The 21,737-nt window shown below is 64.0% G+C and carries 15 protein-coding genes; 5 read left to right on the forward strand and 10 right to left on the reverse strand.

The features are described from left to right. The first annotated feature begins 27 nt into the window (after positions 1 to 27). Positions 28 to 540 (forward strand): phosphatidylglycerophosphatase A family protein, encoded by a 513-nt coding sequence (locus BLW40_RS10000; RefSeq protein WP_244511123.1) that lies wholly within the window; start codon positions 28 to 30, stop codon positions 538 to 540. After that, complete coding sequence (locus tag BLW40_RS10005) at positions 537 to 1,061, forward strand: CinA family protein (protein WP_074768119.1); 525 nt, start codon at positions 537 to 539, stop codon at positions 1,059 to 1,061. Before BLW40_RS10000 ends, BLW40_RS10005 begins: the two co-directional genes overlap by 4 nt. On the opposite strand, the gene BLW40_RS10010 is transcribed toward BLW40_RS10005, so the two are convergent. The 4 genes from BLW40_RS10010 to BLW40_RS10025 all read right to left on the reverse strand — a co-directional run bounded on the left by BLW40_RS10010 (position 1,033) and on the right by BLW40_RS10025 (position 4,485). Continuing rightward, positions 1,033 to 1,311, reverse strand: coding sequence for a hypothetical protein (locus tag BLW40_RS10010; protein WP_139305557.1), 279 nt, complete (start codon positions 1,309 to 1,311; stop codon positions 1,033 to 1,035). The two genes, BLW40_RS10005 and BLW40_RS10010, sit on opposite strands and share 29 nt — an antisense overlap. Positions 1,312 to 1,335: 24 nt before the next feature. After that, complete coding sequence (locus tag BLW40_RS10015) at positions 1,336 to 1,716, reverse strand: cyclophilin-like family protein (protein WP_074768123.1); 381 nt, start codon at positions 1,714 to 1,716, stop codon at positions 1,336 to 1,338. 108 nt (positions 1,717 to 1,824) lie between these two features. Continuing rightward, entirely contained in the window at positions 1,825 to 3,033 is a 1,209-nt protein-coding gene (locus tag BLW40_RS10020) for an acetate/propionate family kinase (protein WP_074768125.1), read from the reverse strand. Positions 3,034 to 3,072: 39 nt separating this feature from the next. Beyond that, a complete protein-coding gene (locus BLW40_RS10025) occupies positions 3,073 to 4,485 on the reverse strand; it encodes a bifunctional enoyl-CoA hydratase/phosphate acetyltransferase (protein WP_074768127.1) in 1,413 nt (470 codons plus the stop codon). 181 nt (positions 4,486 to 4,666) lie between these two features. Between BLW40_RS10025 and BLW40_RS10030 the strand changes: the two genes are divergently transcribed. Further along, positions 4,667 to 7,384 (forward strand): bifunctional acetate--CoA ligase family protein/GNAT family N-acetyltransferase, encoded by a 2,718-nt coding sequence (locus BLW40_RS10030; protein ID WP_074768129.1) that lies wholly within the window; start codon positions 4,667 to 4,669, stop codon positions 7,382 to 7,384. A 6-nt stretch (positions 7,385 to 7,390) separates the two neighbouring features. Here BLW40_RS10030 and BLW40_RS10035 read toward each other — a convergent pair whose 3' ends face one another. The 3 genes from BLW40_RS10035 to cobB all read right to left on the reverse strand — a co-directional run bounded on the left by BLW40_RS10035 (position 7,391) and on the right by cobB (position 12,146). After that, positions 7,391 to 9,322, reverse strand: coding sequence for a potassium transporter Kup (locus BLW40_RS10035; RefSeq protein WP_074768131.1), 1,932 nt, complete (start codon positions 9,320 to 9,322; stop codon positions 7,391 to 7,393). An 18-nt stretch (positions 9,323 to 9,340) separates the two neighbouring features. Further along, complete coding sequence (locus BLW40_RS10040) at positions 9,341 to 11,230, reverse strand: potassium transporter Kup (RefSeq protein ID WP_074768133.1); 1,890 nt, start codon at positions 11,228 to 11,230, stop codon at positions 9,341 to 9,343. 175 nt (positions 11,231 to 11,405) lie between these two features. Beyond that, positions 11,406 to 12,146 carry a Sir2 family NAD+-dependent deacetylase gene (gene cobB / locus BLW40_RS10045; RefSeq protein ID WP_074768135.1) on the reverse strand — a complete coding sequence of 247 codons (741 nt, stop codon included), beginning with the start codon at positions 12,144 to 12,146 and terminating at the stop codon, positions 11,406 to 11,408. A gap of 58 nt (positions 12,147 to 12,204) precedes the next feature. On the opposite strand from cobB, the gene BLW40_RS10050 reads away from it, so the two are divergent. Beyond that, positions 12,205 to 12,678 carry a low molecular weight protein-tyrosine-phosphatase gene (locus BLW40_RS10050; RefSeq protein ID WP_074768137.1) on the forward strand — a complete coding sequence of 158 codons (474 nt, stop codon included), beginning with the start codon at positions 12,205 to 12,207 and terminating at the stop codon, positions 12,676 to 12,678. On the opposite strand, the gene BLW40_RS10055 is transcribed toward BLW40_RS10050, so the two are convergent. The 3 genes from BLW40_RS10055 to BLW40_RS17630 all read right to left on the reverse strand — a co-directional run bounded on the left by BLW40_RS10055 (position 12,675) and on the right by BLW40_RS17630 (position 19,761). Beyond that, on the reverse strand, positions 12,675 to 13,853 hold the full coding sequence (locus BLW40_RS10055; RefSeq protein ID WP_074768139.1) for a sensor histidine kinase: 1,179 nt from the start codon (positions 13,851 to 13,853) through the stop codon (positions 12,675 to 12,677). The genes BLW40_RS10050 and BLW40_RS10055 overlap by 4 nt on opposite strands. Then, positions 13,850 to 19,453 carry a PAS domain S-box protein gene (locus BLW40_RS10060; protein ID WP_074768141.1) on the reverse strand — a complete coding sequence of 1,868 codons (5,604 nt, stop codon included), beginning with the start codon at positions 19,451 to 19,453 and terminating at the stop codon, positions 13,850 to 13,852. Before BLW40_RS10060 ends, BLW40_RS10055 begins: the two co-directional genes overlap by 4 nt. A 149-nt stretch (positions 19,454 to 19,602) precedes the next feature. Further along, positions 19,603 to 19,761: a hypothetical protein gene (locus BLW40_RS17630; RefSeq protein ID WP_170834554.1), complete on the reverse strand. Its 159-nt coding sequence runs from the start codon at positions 19,759 to 19,761 to the stop codon at positions 19,603 to 19,605. Positions 19,762 to 19,935: 174 nt separating this feature from the next. Between BLW40_RS17630 and BLW40_RS10065 the strand changes: the two genes are divergently transcribed. Further along, positions 19,936 to 21,564, forward strand: a complete 1,629-nt coding sequence (locus BLW40_RS10065) for an alpha-D-glucose phosphate-specific phosphoglucomutase (protein ID WP_074768302.1) — start codon at positions 19,936 to 19,938, stop codon at positions 21,562 to 21,564. Positions 21,565 to 21,737 lie beyond the last annotated feature (173 nt).

The raw sequence follows: 21,737 nt of genomic DNA on the forward strand, positions 1-21,737 counted from the left end.
CGGTCGTGATATCCTGAGGGCCTTCAGTTGTCCCAGGGGAGTTCGACTTTGGCCTATCGACGCGACGGCATCACCGCCTTTCATCCCGTGACCCTGATTGCCACCTGTTTCGGTGTCGGTCTGCTGCCCAAGGCCCCCGGCACCTGGGGCTCTCTGGTGGCGCTTCCCCTCGGCTGGGCGCTGGCGACGGCTGGCGGCGGCCGGTTGGTGCTGGTGGCGGCGATCATCTGTTTCGTCGTCGGCTGGTGGGCCGCTCGCGAATATATCGGCCGGACCGGGGTTGAAGACCCGTCCGAAGTCGTGATCGACGAAGTTGCCGGTCAATGGCTGGTTCTGGCAGCGGCCCCGCTTGATCCGGTTGCGTATGGCGTCGCCTTCATCTTGTTCCGGCTGTTCGACATCTGGAAACCCGGACCGATCGGTCAGGCCGACCGCTCTTTCGGCGGCGGAATGGGGGTGATGCTCGACGACATGCTGGCCGGATTGTTCGCGATGGCCGGGCTGGTCCTCTTCCTCCACCTCCGGCCTCTGCTCGGATGAGCGATCCCGACGCATTGAGAGAGTCCGCCAAGCGGACTCTCGATTCCCTCAAGGATCGGGGTTTAAAGCTCGCCACCGCCGAATCCTGCACTGGCGGGATGGTTTCGGCGGCGCTGACTGCGATTTCGGGATCGTCGGCGGTGGTCGAGCGCGGCTTCGTTACCTATTCCAACGACGCCAAGACCGAAATGCTGGGCGTTCCCGCCGACCTGATCCGCGCCCATGGCGCGGTCAGCGCGGAGGTCGCTCGGGCGATGGCCGAAGGGGCCATCGCTCACTCTCACGCTGATCGGGCCGTCTCGATCACGGGAATCGCCGGCCCCACCTCGGACGGAACCGACAAGCCGGTCGGGCTGGTCCATTTCGCCCTAGCGGTTCGGGGCGGTTCCACCCGCGAGCATGTCGAAAGGTTCGACGGCGACCGCGACGCGGTCCGGCTTCAGGCCACGCTGACGGCACTGGCCCTCGCGGTGGAAGATCTGCCGCCTCACTTCAGCGCGGCGGCAATTCCTCGACGGTGATTCCACCGCCCCCTCCGCCAGAGCGGGAGGACGGCGTATAGGCCGGAGCCGGAGCCGGAGCTTCCTCGATTCGATCCTGGGAAGAGGATTCTGCGGTTGCCGGAGCCGGAACGGCCGTCGGAGCCGCAGCCGAAGAGGCAGGCTCCCGCTGGCTTTTCTCGACCGCCTTGACCGTATGGGCAACCAGATCGGGAATACCGCAGCCCGCCAGCAGCGGAGCCAACACCCACACCAAAACAACCGCACGCACGTCTTCACCCATCCTTCCGTGGCGTCAGGCCGGATCGACCGCTTCGACCCGAACCAGATCGCCCGCCTCGACCTCCGCCAAACCGGCCAGAGCGTCATTGGTCCGGCCCCACAGATTGGCGCGCGCCGCCAGCCGAATTTCATCGCCGTCCGAGCACGGGGTCGGACCATAGCCGATAATGATCGATTCGCCTTCGGAGCGGAACACGATCTCGCCGGATTGGACCACTTCGAGAGCATCGCTTTCAAGCGGGGTCCGCACCGGGGCCTGAAAATAAACCTCGCCAGGCCACGTGGCCGCCCGCGATTCGAACGGCACCGCTGCCAGAATGGCCTTGGCGGTCGGCGTATCAAGCAAGTCCACCTGAAGGGCAACACGCCCGACGCTGATTTTCACTTTCGGCATATCACCCGGCCCCCAACCGTTTGCGATTAGGTGTCAGTTTGCCTTTTCCCACGCGACTTGGCTAGGGCGCGTTAAATGGCGACCCTGGCCCATGTGCCCAGGGCGCGGTCAAACCACCCCGCCCTGGCTGCGCAACGCCCGCAGAACCTCGCGGGTGTGCTTGGCGATCATCATCTCCTCGTCGGTGGGGATCACCCAGACCGAGACCTTGCTGTCGAGGGCGCTGATCAGGGGCGCACCCTTCTCGTTGGCCTCCTCGTCGATCCGCACCCCCAGCCATTCGGCGGCGGCACAGACGCGGGTGCGGATGCTGACGGCGTTCTCGCCGATCCCGCCGGTAAAGACAAAGGCATCAAGCCCCCCCAACGCCGCCGCCAGCGAGCCCAATTCGCGGGCGATGCGATAGATGAACAGATCGACCGCCTCGGCGGCACGCGGCTCCAGGCTGTCGAGCAGCACCCGCATGTCGCTGCTGACTCCCGACACGCCGAGCAGACCGGACTGGCGATAGAGCAGATCCTCGATCTCTTTGGGGGTCATCCCCTTTTGCTGCAACAGATAGAGCACGACACCGGCATCGAGCGCGCCGCTGCGGGTTCCCATCGGCAGGCCGTCCAGCGCGGTGAAGCCCAGGGTGCTGGCGATGCTTTTGCCTTCCGTGATCGCGCACATCGAGGCGCCGTTACCCAGATGCGCCACCACCACCTTGGCCCGCGCTGTCGCCGGAGCGTAAAGCTTCAACGTGCGCGAGATATATTCGTAAGACAATCCGTGAAAGCCATAGCGCCGCACCCCCTCGATCGTGATCTTGCGCGGAAGAGCGAAGCTTTGCGCCTCCCAGGGATTGGAGCGGTGAAAGGCGGTGTCGAAGCAGGCCACCTGGATCAAATCGGGATGAACCTCGCGCAAGCCCCGGATCGGGGCCAGATTGTGCGGCTGGTGCAGGGGGGCCAGCGGAACCAGTTCGTCCAGTTCGTCGAGTAAGGTGTCGGTGACCAGCATCGGCTGGGAATAAAGCGCGCCCCCATGCACCACCCGGTGACCGGCCGCGCGCAGTTCGACATCGCCCAGATGATCCTCGACCCACTCGATCAGATGCTTGAACAGGTCGGAATGGCTCATCTCGGGATGATCGGTCCAGCGTCGTTCGTTCAGAACCAGCCCGAGCGGCGATTTGACGACAAAATGCGGCGCTGTGTCGATCCCCTCGACCGAACCTTTGCAGGATAGAGTTGGCTTGATTCCTTCCTGCGAGATGTACAGGGAAAATTTGATGCTGGAGGAACCGGCATTGATGACCAAAATACCGTCTTGCATGGGCAGGCTCTTTCAGATGTCTGGTTGACCCGACCCGCTCTATTCGGCGGCGATGGATTTGTTCTTGGCGCGGCGGGCATGGGCGAACCGCACCGCCACCGCGCACGAGGCCAGACGCGCCTTGGCGCTGTCGGCCCGGCTGGTCAGCACGATCGGCACCCGTGCACCGAGGACGATCCCGGCGGCCTCGGCATCGGCCAGATAGGACAATTGCTTGGCCAGCATGTTGCCCGCCTCGAGATCGGGAACGATCAGGATGTCGGCCCGCCCCGCCACCGGCGAGACGATCTTCTTGATCTTCGCCGCCTCGACATTGATTGCGTTGTCGAACGCCAGCGGCCCGTCAAGCAGAGCCCCGGTGATCTGGCCGCGATCGGCCATCTTGCACAGCGCCGCCGCCTCGATGGTCGAGGTAATCTTGGGATAGACAGTCTCGACCGCCGACAGGATCGCCACCTTGGGCTGTTCGACCCCCAGGACATGGGCAAGGGAGATAGCGTTCTGAACGATATCGACCTTGTCCTCCAGCGACGGATAGATGTTGATCGCCGCATCCGAGATCAGCAGGGTGCGGGGATAGGTCGGCACGTCCATGATGAAGACGTGACTGATGCGCCGCGAGGTTCTCAGCCCCTTCTCGCGCGAGGCAACCTCGTGCATCATCTCGTCGGTATGCAAAGAGCCCTTCATCAACGCTTCGGCTTCGCCCGACCGGCACAAAGCGACCGCTTTTCCCGCCGAATCGTGGCTGTGAGCGCTATCGACGATGCGCAGTCCGGCAATATCGATCGAGAATTCGGCGGCGATCTGACGGATCTTGGCCTCGGGGCCAACCAGAATCGGCACGATCAGCCCCAGCCGGGCCGCCTCGACCGGACCTTCCAGCGACACCTGATCGCACGGGTGGCACACCGCCACCGAAACCGGGGTAAGCCCGCCGCAACTGGCGATGATGTCTTCGAAAACGTGATGGCGCCGCCGCAGGCTGGCTTCCTGCAACTGGATGCGCGGCTGCACCGATTTGACCGTCGGGGCCGCGACCCGTGCCCGTCCGGTATAGACCGTTTCGCCGGTTTGCTTCGTCGCCAGGCAATCGAACACGACGTCGTGAGGCGGCAGAGTCTCGACCACGGTAACCGTCACCGTCACCGTGTCGCCGACATCAATTGGCGCGGTGAAGGTGATGTCCTGGCTGCGATAGGACGTCCCCGCCCCCGGCAATTCGTTGCCAAACAGCGCCGACAGCAGCGAGCATCCCCACATGCTGTGGGCCTTCACCTTGCCGCTTCTGGTGAATTTCTCTGCGCTTTCAATGCTGTAATGGGTTGGATTCAACCCGCCGATGGCGACTCCGAACAGTTCGACGTCATCCATGCTACAGGTCCGCGTCAGAGTAGCGGTATCGCCGATCCGAATCTCGTCGAACGTCCTGTTTTCAATCATCTCGGGCATGGTCGGCTCCGTGTAAGGCGTCCGTTGCGTTTTTTATTTTGCAGCGCACAATATAATCTAACTCTTGGCATAGGCACAATGACCGGTTCGCGACAGCCGACGTCTTGGTCGGTGATTGCCGTGCACCGGGGTCGAAGCATATCTTGTTGGTTTAACGCGAAGGTTCGCACCCGGGGGTACGATGAGCATCCGCAACCTGAAACCGCTGTTCCGACCGCAATCAATCGCGGTCGTCGGGGCTTCGACCAAGCCCAAGAGCATCGGCTGGGTGGTCATGCGCAATCTGCTGCAAGAGGAATTCGCCGGACCGGTGATGCCGGTCACCCCCGATCACCCCTCGGTCGCTGGCGTCCTGGCCTATCCCGATGTCGCCTGCCTGCCCCAGGCCCCCGATCTGGCCTTGATCTGTACCCCGCCCGAGACCGTTCCCGGCATCCTTGATACGCTGGGTCAGCGCGGCACCCGCGCTGCCTGCATCATGACTCACGGGTTGCATCGGGCCGTTACCCCGGACGGAGTGAGCGTGATCGAGCGGACGCTGGCGGTGGCCCGCACCCACGACATGCGGATTCTCGGCTCGGGCAGCATGGGGATTCTGGTGCCGGGAATCGGCCTGAATGCCAGCTTCGCCCATCGCGGAGCCCGGCCGGGCAAGCTGGCCTTCGTGTCGCAATCGGGCGCGCTGTGCACGGCTGTCCTCGATTGGGCTCGCCCGCGCGAGATCGGCTTTTCCCATTTCATCCATCTGGGCGATACCGACGGAGTCGATTTCGGCGACGTGCTCGACTATCTCGGCAGCGATCCCTCGACCCGGGCGATCCTGCTCTATATCGAGACGATCCAGCAGCGGCGCAATTTCATGTCGGCCGCCCGCGCCGCCGCCCGCAACAAGCCGATTCTGGCGATCAAGGCCGGCCGCAGCATGGAAGGCGCCCGCGCCGCCGCCTCACATACCGGCGTTCTGGCCGGGTCCGATCTGGTGTTCGACGCCGCGATGCGCCGCGCCGGCATGTTACGGGTGCGCGATATCGACGAGATTTTCGGCGCGGTCGAGACGCTGGCCCGCTCGCGCCCGATCAAGGGCCGCCGACTGGCGATCCTGACCAATGGCGGCGGGATCGGGGTGCTGGCCGCCGACGATCTGGCCGAACGCAACGGCGAGTTGGCGGTGCTGCCCGACGAGGTGATCGCCAAGCTTGATGAGGTGCTGCCGCCGAACTGGTCACGCGGCAATCCGGTCGATATCGCGGGCGATGCCGACGGCGAACGCTACGTCAAGGCGTTGATGATCCTGACCGAATGCAAGGCGGTCGATGCCGTTCTGGTGATGCATGCGCCCAGCGCGATCTCGGACCCGACCGAGGCGGCGACAGCCGTAATCCGCAGCAGCAAGGACCGCCCCCGCGCCAACATCATGACCTGCTGGGTCGGCAACGAGGCGGTGGCCCACGCCCGCCACATGTTCAGCGGTGCCGGGATTCCGGCCTATGACACCCCGCGCGCGGCGATTCAGGCCTTCATGCACCTGATCGAATATCGTCGCAATCAGACCTTGCTGATGGAAGTCCCGGCCTCGGCCCCGCTCGATTTCGTCCCCGACACCGCCCGCGCCCGCGCCCTGATCGACAACGCCCTGGCCCATGGCGGCGGCACCCTGAACGAGCCCGAGGCCAAGGCGGTGCTGGAAGCCTATGGGATTCCCGCCGTCGAGACCCATGTCGCCGAAACCCCGGCCGACGCCGGTCGGATTGCCGCGACGATGTCGGGCCGGATCGCGCTGAAAATCCTGTCGCCCGACATCCTCCACAAATCCGATGTCGGCGGAGTCGTGCTGAACCTGACCGGCGCGGCCGAAGTCGAGAAAGCCGCCCAGGACATGCTGGACCGCGTCGTCCAGTTCTATCCCGGGGCACGCATCACCGGCTTTACCGTTCAGACGATGGCGCGCCGCGCCGGAGCGCAGGAACTGATTGTCGGCGTCGCCACCGACCCGGTGTTCGGCCCGGTGATCATGTTCGGCCAAGGCGGCATCGCCGTCGAGGTGATCGCCGACCGCGCGATGGCGCTGCCGCCGCTCAACACCACGCTGGCCTATGAGTTGATCTCGCGGACCCGGGTGTCCCGCCTGCTCGAAGGCTATCGCGGCCGCCCTCCCGCCGACCGCGAGGCGATCGCCCGCACCCTGGTGCATCTGTCGCAATTGGTGGTCGATTTCCCCGAAATCGTCGAACTCGACCTCAACCCGCTATTTGCCGACTCGAAAGGCGTGCTGGCGCTCGACGCCCATATCTCGGTCGCCCCGGCCAAGCCCGGCACTGAGCATCTGGCGATCCGGCCCTATCCCAAGGAACTGGAGGAGGTGTTCGCCCTCCCTGACGGTCAGAAGGCTCTGCTGAGGCCAATCCGCCCCGAGGACGAGCCTAACCACCATGTCTTCATCTCGAAACTGACGCCCGAGGACATCCGTTTCCGCTTCTTCGGTCTGGTCCACGAACTGCCACACAGCGAAATGGCCCGACTGACCCAGATCGATTACGACCGCGAAATGGCTTTCGTCGCCGAAATCGCCGTAGCCGAAGGCCGCGAGACGGTGGGCGTCGTCCGCACCGTCACCGATCCCGACAACGAGAAGGCCGAGTTCGCGATTGTCGTCCGCTCGGATATCAAGGGAACCGGTCTGGGGAAGCGCCTGCTGGTCAAGATGATCGATTATTGCCGATCGCGCGGAACCCGCGCGATCGCCGGGCAGGTGTTGAAAGACAATCCGCGAATGCTGGCCTTCGTCCAGCATCTCGGCTTTGTGCCCACCCGCACCGTCGATGGCGACATTCTCGAAGTCGAACTCGATCTGCGCCACCCCGCCCAGACCGCGCCCGATCCCGACCCCGGCGGGCCGTAACCGGCTTTACAGCCGGATCTGGCTGCCCAGTTCGACCACCCGCCCCGGCGGAATGTGGAAGAATTCGGTGGCGGGTACGGCGTTGCGGCTCATCACCACGAACAGGCGTTCGCGCCATTCCGGCATGTCGTGATGGGCCGAAGGCGCCAAAGTTTCGTGCCCGAGGAAGAAGGTGGTGTCCATCATGTCGAACTCGATCCCGTACAGCGCCTTGCACAGCCGCAAGACCTTGGGGATATCGGGTTCCTGGACAAAGCCGTAGCGGACGGTGATCCGGTAGAACCCGTCGGACAGATCCTCGATTGACAGGCGTTCACGGCCATGGACGCGGGGAATATCGTCGATCGCGACGGTCATGAACACGACGCGGCGGTGCAGAACCTTGTTGTGCTTCAGATTGTGCAGCATCGCGAGCGGCACCGTCCGCGAATTGCCGGTCATGTAGATCGCGGTGCCATCGACCCGAATGACGTTGGGGTTGGTCTTCTGCTGCTCGAGGAACAGCCGCAACTCGGTGGCGCCCTCGGCGAGGCGGCGGTCGAGAATCGCCCTCCCCTTGCGCCAGGTTCCCATCAACAGCAGCATCGCCGCGCCGACCAGCAGCGGGAACCAGCCGCCATGGCCGAACTTCATCAGATTGGCAGCGAAGAAGGCAAGATCGACCGCCAGCATCACCCCGCCCAGCCCCAGGCACAGCCACAGCGGCCAGCGCCACAACGTCCGCGCCACCACCATCACCAGAATCGAGGTGGCCGCCATCGTTCCGGTGACGGCGATGCCGTAGGCGGTGGCCAGACCGGACGAGCTTTGGAAGCCGACGACCAGGGCGATGACGCCCAGCATCAGCCCCCAATTGGCGCGGGGCACGTAAATCTGCCCCTCTTCCTCGTCCGAGGTGTGGTGGATCGCCAGACGGGGGGAATAGCCCAACTGCATCGCCTGACGCGACAGCGAGAATACCCCGGAAATCACCGCCTGACTGGCGATCACCGCCGCGGCGGTCGATAGCAAAACCATCGGCGCGACGGCCCAGCCCGGCACCAGCAGATAGAACGGGTTCTTCGCCGCCTCGGGCATCTCCAGCACCAAGGCCGCCTGCCCGAGATAATTCAGCAGCAGCGCCGGCAGCACCAATCCGCTCCAGACCAGCCGGATCGAGGCCTTGCCGAAATGCCCCATGTCGGCATACAGCGCCTCGGCCCCGGTCACCGCCAGCACCACCGAGCCCAGCATCAAAAAGGCAATCCAGCCCTGGTTGAACAGGAAGGTCAGGGCATGGCGCGGGTCGAGCGCCGCCAGAATCCGGGGATGTTCGACGATCTGGACAAGGCCGAGCAGGGCCAGGGTCAGAAACCACACCACCATCACCGGACCAAACAGCCGTCCAACCCGTTCGCTGCCCCGGCTCTGCATCAGAAACAGCCCGATCAGCACCGCCAGTGACAAGGGAACGACGACGGGGTGAAGCGCCGGAGTCAACACTTCGAGTCCTTCGATCGCCGATAGCACCGACACCGCAGGCGTGATCATCCCGTCGCCAAAGAACAGACCGGCCCCGATCAGCCCCAGCGCCAGCACCGGCCCGGCCGCCGCCCGGCCGGGACCGATCGAACGCAACGCCAGCGCCAGCAGCGCGAGGATGCCGCCTTCGCCGCGATTGTCGGCCCGCATCAGCAGCACGACATATTTCAAGGTGACGATCAGCAGCAGTGCCCACACCACCAGCGAGGCGATCCCCAACACGTTGTCGGTGGTCGGGCTGATGCCATGACTGGGATGGAAGCATTCCTTCAAGGTGTAAAGCGGACTGGTGCCGATATCGCCATAGACCACCCCGGCGGCGGCAAGCGACAGCGCGCCCAGCCGGACTTTCGATCCCGGCGCGACCGGGGGGCAGGGTGCGGGTGCGGGTGCGGGTGCGGGTGAAACCGTCGTCATGTCAGACTCCCCCGCCACTCAAATTTCCACCTGGCTACCCAGTTCGACCACCCGGTCGCTGGGAAGATGAAAGAAGTCGGCAGCACTGGTGGAGGTGCGGGACAAGGTGGCGAACAATTGCTCGCGCCAACCGGAAAAACCCGGACGCTTGAGCGGGATCACCGTCTCGCGCGAGACGAAATAGGACACCGACATCGGTTCGTAGAAGAAGCCGAGCTGATCGCTGCGGGCCTGGGCCAGCGCCTTGGGAATGTTGGGACTCTCCATGAAGCCATAGCGCAGATAGAGGCGATGGACATTGGGAGCGATCAGCCGGTTTTCCAGTCTGCGCTCTTCAGGAATGAAGGGGGTTTCTTCGACCAGGACGGTCAGCAGAACCACCCGTTCGTGAATGATCCGATTGTGTTTCAGATTATGCAACAAGGCGATCGGCACGCCTTCGGACATCCCGGTCAGAAACACCGCCGTACCCGGCACGCGGGGCACCCGGTCCGACAGGCTGGCAAGGAAATCGACCACCGGGAAGGCGTGAGCCTTCAACCGCTCCATCAACTGACGGCGTCCCCGCTTCCAGGTGATCAGCATCGTGAACACCATCAGCCCGACCGCAAGCGGGAACCAACCGCCATAGGGAATCTTGGTCGCGTTGGCGAGGAAGAACGCCAGATCGACCACCAGGAAACCGCCGACGAAAATCGCGGTCTTGCGCGTCGTCCACTTCCAAATCAGCAGCATCACCGAGCCGATCAGCAGCGAATCGATCACCATCGTCCCCGTCACCGCGACTCCGTAGGCGGCGGCGAGATTGCTCGAATTCTGGAAGCCCAACACCAGCGCGAACACCGAAATCATCAGCATCCAATTGATGAAGGGCAGGTAAATCTGGCCGATTTCGTCCCGCGAGGTATGGATGATCTCCATCCGCGGCAGATAGCCGAGCTGAATCGCCTGCCGGGTCACCGAGAACGCCCCTGAAATCACCGCCTGACTGGCGATCACCGTCGCCCCCGTCGCCAGCAAAACCATCGGCATCGTCGCCCAGGCGGGAGCCAGCCGAAAGAACGGGTTGGCCAGCGCACTTGGGTCGGTCAGCAGCAGCGCCCCCTGGCCGAAATAGTTCAGCACCAGCGCGGGCAGCACCAGCAGATACCACGCCAGCCGGATCGGCAGACGGCCGAAATGGCCCATGTCGGTGTAAAGCGCCTCGGCCCCGGTCACCGCCAGCACCACCGAGCCCAGCGCCAGAAAGGCGTGCCAGTCTTCGCGGACCAGGAACATCAAGGCGTGATGCGGGCTGAGCGCGGCCAGAACCGACGGCACATGGGCGATATTGCGGATGCCGAGAATCGCCAGGACCAGGAACCAGCCCAGCATCACCGGCCCGAACAGCCGCCCGACCACGGTGGTTCCCTGACGCTGGATCAGGAACAGCGCCGCCAGCACGGTCAAGGTCAGCGGCACCACCCAGCGTTCGAGACTGGGAGCCGCCACGCCCAGTCCCTCGACCGCCGACAGGACCGAAATCGCCGGGGTGATCATGCTGTCGCCATAGAACAAAGCGGCGGCGAAGATACCGAGCGCGCTGACCAGCAGGGCCAGACGCTTGTTCCCCTCAGCGGCATGGCTGACCAGGGCCAGCAGCGCCAGCGAGCCCCCCTCGCCCCGATTGTCGGCACGCATGATCACGATCACATACTTGACCGAGACGATCATGGTAATCGACCAGAACACCAGCGACAGAATGCCCAAGATGTTGGCGCGATCCATCGCCAGCGCGTGCGGGCCGGAAAAGATTTCCTTCATCGCGTAAAGCGGGCTGGTGCCGATATCGCCGAACACCACGCCGATCGCGGCAAGCATCAGTGCAGGCACATTCCGGGACGTCCCCTCGGCCTGGGTGGCGGTCATGTCGGGGTCCCCCCTGGATACAATCGGCACATGCCTACCCGGATTGAGTCAGGAGTCAAGCGCCGCAAGCGACTTTCCCTTAAAGATAGAGTTGAGATAGAACGAAGAGAGGCCAAACCCGCCCCCAGGGGGGACAGAGGGGACTGAAACGAGCAAAATCCGCGACCGAAATCGTTCATCGGACGATCGCGCCGACAGAGGTCAGCACCTCATCGACAAAAGCGGGGACCAGTTCCGAGGCCGGTCCAGTGCGGACGTCATGGAACAGGCTGGCCCCGTTCGACGGCTCCAGATTGAGCTCGAGCGTCCGCGCCCGACCGCCATTGCGGACGGCAGAGACGAATCCGGCGGCAGGATAGACGTGGCCCGAGGTGCCGATCGAGACGAACAACGAGCAGCGATCCAACGCGGTCAAAATGCGATCCATCTCCAGCGGCACCTCGCCGAACCACACCACATGGGGGCGCAACACCCCGGCCCGGCCGCAATCGGGGCACAGGCTGGAGACCTCGAGATCGGCGGCCCAGCGCATCGGTCGCTGGCAGCGTTCGCAGCGGATCTTCAACAACTCGCCATGCATGTGGATCAGATTGGACGTCCCGGCCCGCTCGTGCAGATCGTCGATATTCTGGGTGACGATCAGAACCTCGCCCGGCCAGTCGCGTTCCAGCCGAGCCAGGGCCAGATGAGCCGGATTGGGCTCGATTCCGCCTTCGGATAATTCGCGCCGCCGGGCGTTGTAGAAGTGCTGGACCCGCCCGGGATCGCGGTGAAAGCCTTCCGGCGTGGCGACATCCTCGATCCGCACCCGCGCCCACAGACCGTCGTGGTCGCGAAAGGTATCAAGGCCGGATTCTTTCGAAATACCGGCCCCGGTCAGCACGACGATGCTGCCGGGCGTGGAAACCTGAGGCATGGCGGGGTCCGTTCTCTCGGCTATAATGTGGGCTGTGATCGAAAACCGGAACGCAGCAATGGTCAAGGTTCTGTTCGTCTGTACAGGTAATATCTGCCGGTCTCCCACCGCCGAGGGGGTGTTTCGCGCCCTGATCGAACGACGGGGGCTGTCTGGCGACATCCAGACCGATTCGGCGGGCACCCATGCCTACCATGTCGGCGAACCGCCGGATTCCCGCTCGATCGCGGCGGCGGCCCGGCGCGGTTTCGACTTGGCACCGCTACGGGCGCGGGTGGTCGACGCCGAGGATTTCGAGCGTTTCGACCTGATCCTGGCGATGGATCGCGGCCATCTCGACCTGTTGCGGCGACGCTGCCCGCCCGAGCGGGTGAACCGGCTGCGGCTGTTCCTCTCCTTTGCCCCCGGCCTGGGTGCCCACGACGTCCCCGATCCCTATTACGGCGAGCAGGAGGCGTTCGAGCGGGTGCTCGACCTGATCGAAACCGGAGCCGCCGGGCTGCTGGGCCACCTCGTCCCCGATCCGCGTTAGCGAGCGGCCCCCTCTTCCGGCTGCTCGGGCGACGGCAGGGTGAAGGTGAACACGCTGCCCCGGCCGGGCTTGGATTCCACCCCGATCCGCCCGCCCAGGGTCTGGACGATCCGCTTGCAGATCGCCAAGCCCACGCCGCTGCCGCTGGGTCCGTCATGGGGACGGACCCGACGGAACAGTTCGAACACGTCCTGTTCGACCGGATCGAAGCCGATCCCGTTGTCGGCGACTGAGAATTCCCACTCGCCCTCACGGCGACGGGCCGAGACTTCGACCCGCAACGGTCGCTCGGACGAGCGGAATTTGACCGCGTTGCCGATCAGGTTCTGGAACAATTGCAACAGCGGTAATTCGTCGGCGCGCACCATCGGCAGGTCAGACGTGATGATCTCGGCCCGGCTTTCCCGGATGATAAGGTCGAGATTCTCGATCGCGGCCCGACAGGCGGCGTCGGACGACACCCAGGTGGGCGGGCCGACATTCGACGAGATATAGGAATAGGCCAGCAAACCGCCGATCAGATCGTGCATCCGCCGCGCCCCCTCGACAACATAGCGCAGGTAATCGCGCCCGGTCTGGTCGAGCCCGTCGCCAAGATGGCGTTCAAGCAATTGGGCGAAGCTGGTGACCGACCGCAGCGGCTCGCGCAGATCGTGTGCGGCGACAAAGGCATAGCGTTCGAGTTCGGTGTTCATCACCGTCAGACGGTCGATCACCGCCTGCATCGCGGCGGCATTGGAATCCTGCTCGGCCAGCCGGGCCTCGATCACCGCGATCTGGCGTTCGCGAATCGCGGATTCGCGACGGCCGATGACGTTGCGGACCCGGGCCAGCACCAGGGGGGCGACGAACGGCTTGTGGATGAAATCGTCGGCCCCGAGCGACAGGCCGTGTTCCTCGTCGCGGGCGGATTCCAGCCCGCTCAGGAAGATCAACGGCAGGTCGCGGGTGACCGGCCGCTCGCGCAGGCGTCGGCACACTTCGAACCCGTCCAGACCGGGCATCACCACGTCGAGCAGAACCAGATCGGGCAGCGAAGGCCGCTCCATAACCGCCAACGCGGCCAGTCCGTCGGCGGCGATCTCGACCTCATAGGACGCCGACAGCAGGTCTTCCAGAACCAGACAATTGTCGAGTTGGTCATCGACGACCAGAATGCGCGGACGGGCTCTCATTGCGGCACCGCCAACTCGGACGACGCCCGATCATGATCTTCGATTTCGGTCAGCAGAGCTTCGACCGCCAGAGCCAGCGGCTCGGCCAGTGCCAACGGGTCGGCATCGGCACCTTCGGCCAGCGCCGCCCGCTCGGTCTCCATCGCCCGACGACGCAGCGATTCCGAGAACATGTTTCCGGCCGTGCCCTTGACTGCATGGGCGATCCGCGAAATCTCGGCCAAGCGGCCGTCGCGACCGGCTTGACGCAGAGCCTCGGGAGTGTCGGCATGGGAATGGATCACGGCGGCGGTCAGCCGGGCCACGAAGCTTTCGCGGCCGGGATACTGGCGGGACAGCGCGTCCCAATCGATTCCCGAAATGATGATTTCGTCCGAACTGGGCGTCACGACCGGCCGGGACGGACAGGCATGACGGAGAATGACCGAAACCAACCGGTCCATATCGATCGGCTTGGTGACATGGGCAACCATTCCCGCCGCCAGACACCGCCCCTCCTCCTCGGGCATCGCGTGGGCGGTAACCCCGATCACCGGCAGGCCGGGAGCCAGCACCGACACACGACGCGCCAGTTCGTACCCATCCATTTCCGGCATCTGGATATCGGTCAGCACGACATCGAAGGCCGCGCCTCCCTTCTGTTCGACGATCGCCAACGCCTCGCGCCCGTTGACGGCCTGGGTCAGCACCGCCCCAGCCAAGGTCAACATCTCGTCGAGAACCAGACGGTTGACCTCGTTGTCCTCGGCGGCAAGGACGCTATAGCCGTTCAGCGGCCGTTCGGAGGAGGAAGAGGAACCGAGCGACACCGGCTCGAATGCAAGGACGTGCCGGGCTCGCAACGGCCAGTCGAGCCCGCCTGCCAAGTCGGACAGACCAGGCGGCACCCGGCCATCGCCGGGATCGACCGCGACCAGCAACCGCCGTCCCAACTGAGCCAGTTTGCGTAAGATCAGATGATTGGCGACATCGGCGGCGAAAGCGTGGCCCAGCACAAGAATCTCGGCCTCGGGCAGGGTGTCGGCAAGATCGCTCGCCACCGTCACGGCGCAGCCCCGCATCCGCAACGCATTTTCCAGCGCCGCGACCTCGTCATCGTCGTCCAGACCGACCAGAGTCACCGATGCCGCCTCGGTTACGACCGGACTATCGTCTGCAACGGGGTCGAGCGGTAGACAGACGGTGAACAGACTGCCCGAGCCCAGACTGCTCTCGACCGAAATAGCGCCGTGCATCAGATCGACCAGATGGCGGCAGATCGACAGACCAAGGCCGCTGCCGCCGAAATGACGGGTGGTCGAGCCGTCGGCCTGCTCGAACGGCTGGAACAGACGCCCGATCTGTTCCGGATTGATCCCGATACCGGTATCGGACACCCGCAGCACCAGATTGCCACCGACGCCTTCAATCGACAGCACCACGGCTCCTCCCGCCGGGGTGAATTTAACTGCATTGGACAGCAGATTGCCTAGAACCTGGGTCTGGCGCAGCGAATCTCCCAGGATCGAAACCGGCAATCCGGCGGCTTCCTCGACGCGGAAGCGCAGCCCTTTTTCGTAGGCGCGGTGCGAAACCAGGGCGACGGCGCGATCGATCATCGCCCCCAGGATCAGCGGAGCCCGCTCGGCCCGGACCTTACCCGCCTCGATCTTGGAGAAATCGAGGATATCATCGACCACTTCCAGCAGCGCCTGCCCCGAATCCAGGATGCGCGAGAACAAACCCTGGGCCCGGTCGATCTGGCACTCGATCCGGCCGATCTGGGCCAACCCCAGCACGGCATTCAGGGGGGTGCGGATTTCGTGGCTCATATTGGCGAGGAAATCGCGGCGCAGCCGGGCCAGCCGCTGGGCCTCGGTCAGCGCCGCCTCGCGAGCCTGATCGGATTCGATCCGCGCGGTGATGTCGGAGAAGCTGACCACGACGCCGACGATCGTCTCCTCCTGCATCATCGGGTGGACGGCATAGGCAACCGGGAACGAGGTGCCGTCGGCGCGCCAAAACACCTCGTCGGTGGTGCGGCGAACGATCCCATCACGCAAGGTGGCAAAGGACGGACACAGATAATCGGGATAGCCCCCACCGTCACCATGGCTGTGGTGGAAGGTCATGTGCGAGCCTCGCCCCAGCAAATCCGCGGGGGTGTAGCCCAGCATCTGGCAGGCGGCGGAATTGATGAAGGTCAGGCACCCCTCGACATCCATCCCGTACAACCCATCGGCGCTCGATTCAAGGATCAGACGGAGCTTGCTTTCCGCCGTCCGCAATTCGGCGGTCCGCATTGTCACCACCTCTTCGAGATGGTGGCGGTAGAGATCAAGCTCCTGGCCGATTCTCTTGCGTTCGGTGATGTCATCCTTGATCGCAAGATAATGGGTGATCGCTCCCTCTTCGTTACGGACAGGAGAAATCCTTGCGAATTCAATGAATACCTCGCCATTCTTGCGGCGGTTGATGAACTCACCCTGCCAGGGATGGCCCTCGGAGAGAGTCCGCCACAAATCGGCGTAGGTGGTGGACGGCGTCAGGCCCGACGAGACGATATTCGGATTGCGGCCGATCAGTTCGTCGCGGGCATAGCCGGTCATGGCAAGGAAGGCTTCGTTGACATATTCGATCATGCCGCCGACCGCGCTGGTGATCTGAATTCCGTTCGGGCTCTGCTCGACCGCAAGCGACAGCTTTCGCACCTGCTCGCGCGAGACCACCCGCTCGGTGACGTTCTCGGACATGATCAGGATGCCGCCGATCTGGCCATCATCTTCCATCCACGGCCGGATTTCCCAATGCAGCCATTCCGTGACACCGTCGGCGCGGTGGAACGGATCCTCGTCGCACTTTTCAGTCGCGCCCTCCAGGCAGCGCCGATAAACTTCGCGCCAGCGCTCGGGAACGTCGGGGAAGACGTCGTAATGGCCGTTGCCGATCACGTCCTGGCGTTCCAGCCGATAATCCGTCAGCCAGCGGCGGCTGACGAACAGATAGCGCATCTGGCGGTCAAGCATCGCCAGCGCGGCCGGAGCGTTTTCGATGAATAACCGCAGCTTGGCTTCGGCCGCTCCCAGTCGCAACGCCGCCTGCTTGCGCTCGGTAATGTCGGTGACCACCCCCGAGATCATGTCGATCGTTCCGTCGCCCCGGCGTAGCGGATAGGCGCGCGAATTGACCCAGCATTGGCTGCCGTCGCCGCGAAGAATGCGAAATTCGATGTCGCAGGCGATTCCGGTCCGGACATTCTGAAACGCCACCTGCACCATCTCGCTATCGTCGGGATGGATCGGGTTCATCCAGGCCAATCCGTTCTCGTACAAATCCTGGCCGCTCATCCCCCAGATTGGTTCGAACGCCGGGCTCAGATATTCGAATCGCGAGAAATCGGGGGTCGCCAACCAGAACACCTCGCCGACCGTTTCGGCCATGCGGCGGAACCGTTCTTCGGCCTGCAACCGCGCCTGCTCGGCCTGTTTGCGGTCGGAGATGTCTTGAAGGGTTCCCCGCACCGCCACCACCCTGCCATCGGACAAGACGGGAAAGCCGATCGTCCGCACCCATTTCAGGGTGCCCCTGGCGGTAACCATTTCCAGTTCGAGATCATAGGGCCGCCGCTGCTCGATCGCCTCGCTCAGGGCGGTTTCCAGTTTGCGCCGATTGTCGTCGGGGAACAGGCTCAACCCCTGATCGAGCGATGATTCCTCGCCCGGCTCCAATCCGTGGATGCGGGCAACTTCGTCGGTCAGGGAGACCTGACGGGTAAGGACGTCGAAGTTCCAGGCGCCGATATGGGCGATACTGCTCATTTCGTGCAGCAAAGCGTCCTTTTCGCGCAAAGAAGCCTCGGCCAGCTTGCGCTCGGTGATATCGAGGGCAAGACCGCTGCGAAGGTGAAACACCCCTTCCAGATCGGATTGTGCCGGGCGGGAAATGAACTGGACCCATTTTCGTTTTCCCGACGGGGTGGTGATCCGCACCTCGCAGGTGAACAATTCCTCTGCCGACGCCGCGACCTTCTGACCTTGGCGCATCCGCAAGCCGTCGTCGGGGTCCATCATCGACCGCAGCACGACGATATCGGCGACCGCCGCCTCGGGCTCGACCTCGAAAATCTCGCGGCAATAATCGCTGACATACAACAGCCGGGGAATCCCCACGTTATCTTCGCAATAATCGTAGAGCATACCCGGAACGGTCGAGGCGAGCCGCGCCAGCTTCTCGCTGCTGCGACGCAGGGCACTTTCCGCCCGCCAGCGGGCGGAAATGTCGCGGCCAATCCCCAGCACTCCGATCACGCTGCCCTCGGCGCTGCGGAGCGGAGACTTGATCGTTTCCAGCAAGACGCGACGTCCGTCGTCGGCAAAACAGATCCATTCCTCGTTAACGACAGGACGCCCCTGCTCCATCGCGCGGCGGTCGTTGCTGCGGAATAAATCGGCCTGCTCGCCCGGAACCAGATCGTAATCGGTCCGGCCGAGTATCTCGGCTTCCCGATGGCCGACGAACCGCTCGAACATCGGGTTGCAGATGATGAAGTGGCCCTCGGTATCCTTCAGCCACACCAGATCGGGCAGGCTGTCGATCAGAGCGCGCAGCAGACGGCGCTCGGCGGCCAGTTCACGCTCGGCGGCACGGCGGTCGGCATTGTCCTCGAACACCATCACCACCCCCAGCAGCCGCCCCCCCGGGGCGCGGATCGGGGCGGCGCGGTCGTGGATCGGAATCTCGCGGCCGTCGCGCGCCAGCAGCAAGGTGTGATTGGCCAACCCGACCACGTCGCCAGTGGCGATGACCCGGGCCACCGGATCGTCAACGGCCCGGTGATCCTCCTCGGAAACAACCCGGAACACCTGGGACACTGGCTGCCCGACTGCGTCTTGAAGACTCCAACCCGTCAGGCTTTCGGCCGCCGGGTTGAGAAAGGTCACCAGACCGGCCGTATCGGCCGCGATCACCGCGTCGCCGATGCTGTTCAGGGTCACCGCCTGCAACTGGCGACGGATCTCGGCCTGAAGACGCAGGCGGTGCAGCGCCTCGCTCAAAACGCTGACCAGAACCCCCGACGCGACCAGAACCAGCCATTGGACCAGATCGTAGGATGAAGCGCCATCCGGTCGGGCAAAGGGATCGATCGCCAGCAGAATCGCAGCTCCCGCCGCCAGCAGCGTCGCCACCAAACCAGGCCCCAGCCCCCCCAGCAGGGCGGACAGGACGATCGGCGGAACGAACAGGATCAGCAGCGTCGAGTGATCGAACGAATCGGAAATCGAACCGCACAAAACTATCGTCGCCACAGAGGACAGCATGGCAAACGAATAGGCCGCCCATTTTGGCCATGGCCCCCCCTGTTTCACGGAAAACGAGATGGGGGGAGCAGCCAAAGGCAGCAGAGTCGGGGCGCGGTCGGGAACGCGGTGGAGGAGGAACAACAACGCGACGGTCGTCAGCAGGACGAAGCCGCCGCCCTTGACCATCTCGACCCAGCCATGCTGAGCGACCGGCACCAGCCGGACCAGCAAAGCGTCCGAGGACAAAATCCACGCGAAGCCAAAAGCCCCGTAAACCAGGGTGGCTATGGCGATGAACTGGTCGCGGGAAGGAGCGGCCATCCCGGTCTTCTCTCCCCACCATATCAAGATGTCCGAACCGCCGTCGCCCTGATGGGGACGACGGCGTGGCTATGACTTATACTATAGTCATGAAACCGGCCCGGAACAACCTTACGGCTTATCAGGAGATAGGACGCGCGACCGAAAGATCAGACCCCCGCCTGCCGCAGCAGAAACAGCAGGAGCACCGCGCCGCCAACCACCAGCAGAAACGGCTTCAGCATCCCCCAGATGAAGCGGTTCATCGCCACGGTGCTGGAAACGCGCCGGGTCGGAGGCGCGGACTGGGTTTCGGTCTCTTCGGTCATGGTCGGTCCCGATTGGTGATTGCGTCAAGGCGCGCAGTTTACGACGGGGTGATCCGCGCTCCAAGGGGGTTCGACGGCCTCTATCCTTCCGGTTCCAGGGCATAGGCTTGTTGACACCCGCCCCGGCATCGGCGATGACCCATCGTGTGCGATATCGCCGAAAAGGAAGCAGACATGGCCCACGTCAAAACCGTCGTCACGACCCCCTTCGCCGGGCAGAAACCCGGGACGTCGGGCCTGCGCAAAAAGGTTTCCGTTTTCATCCAGCCGCATTATCTCGAAAACTTTGTTCAGTCGGTATTCGACAGCATCGGCAACACGGTCGGCAAGACCCTGGCGCTGGGTGGCGACGGCCGATATTTCAATCGCACCGCGATCCAGACCATCCTGCGGATGGCCGCTGCCGCCGGGTTTGCCCGGGTGATGGTCGGACGCGGCGGCATCTTATCGACTCCGGCGGCATCCTGCGTGATCCGCAAGTACAAGACGTTCGGCGGCATCATCTTGTCGGCCAGCCACAATCCCGGCGGCCCGGACGAGGATTTCGGGATCAAATACAACATTCCGGCGGGCGGCCCCGCCCCCGAGGCGATCACCGAGGCGATTTACGCCCGCTCGTTGACGATCCAATCCTATAAATTGGTCGAAAGCGACGATATCGACCTCGACCAATTGGGAACGGTCCGGATCGGGACGATGGAAGTCGATATTTTCGATCCGGTCGCCGATTATGCCGCCCTGATGGAGACCCTGGTCGATTTCGCCGCGATCCGGGCGCTGTTCGCCTCGGGCTTTAAGATGCGCTTCGACGCAATGCACGCGGTCACCGGCCCTTATGCCCATGAGATTCTCGAACGTCGCCTGGGCGCCGCTCCCGGCACAGTCATGAACGGCATCCCGCTCGAAGATTTCGGCGGCGGGCATCCCGATCCCAATCTGGCCCATGCCCACGATCTGGTCGCGGCGTTGAGCGGTCCCGAGTCGCCCGATTTCGGGGCCGCCTCGGATGGCGATGGCGACCGCAACATGATCCTCGGGCGGGACTTCTACGTCACACCCTCGGATTCGCTGGCGGTTCTCGCCGCCAACGCCCCGCTTTGCCCCGGCTATACCCGCGGTCTGGCCGGGATCGCCCGCTCGATGCCGACCAGCGCCGCCGCCGACCGCGTCGCCGCCAAGCTGGGGATTCCCTGTTACGAGACCCCGACCGGCTGGAAGTTCTTCGGCACCCTGCTCGATGCCGGCAAGGCGACCTTGTGCGGCGAGGAGAGCTTCGGCACCGGGTCCGACCATGTCCGGGAAAAGGACGGGCTGTGGGCGGTGCTGATGTGGCTCAACGTCCTGGCCCGCCGCCGCGAAAGCGTCGCCGACATCGTCACCGCCCATTGGCGCGAATTCGGCCGCAACGTCTATTCCCGTCACGATTACGAGGGTATCGAGACCGCCGCCGCCGAAGGGCTGATGGATCACTTGCGCGGCCTGCCTCTGGTCGGCACCGAACTGGACGGCCGCACCGTCTCGGTGTTCGACGATTTCGCCTATACCGATCCGGTCGATGGCAGCGTCAGCACCAAGCAGGGAATCCGCGTTCTGTTCGAGGACGGCGCCCGGATCGTCTATCGCCTGTCGGGCACCGGAACCCAGGGGGCGACGCTCAGGGTCTATATCGAGCAGTACGAAGCCGATCCGTCCCGCCATGGACTGGACCCCCAGGTGGCGTTGGTGGACCTGATCGCCACCGCCCGTCGGCTGGCCCAGATCGAGGACCGGACCGGCCGGGCCGAGCCGACCGTGATCACCTAACCCCGTTCAGTCACGCTCTATCCGCTTGATTTTATAGCTTTTGCTGTCAGAAGAGTTCCCCCGTCCAGGATCAAGCACCTCCCGGACGGGGGCTGTTTTCTGTAGTCTCGGCCGAGAGAAGCGGCAGGCATTCGATGGACGGCTTGGCACGGTTGCGGCTAAAGTGGAAGACT

The organism is Magnetospirillum fulvum (genome assembly GCF_900108475.1).
Taxonomy (GTDB): Bacteria; Pseudomonadota; Alphaproteobacteria; order Rhodospirillales; family Magnetospirillaceae; genus Phaeospirillum; species Phaeospirillum fulvum_A.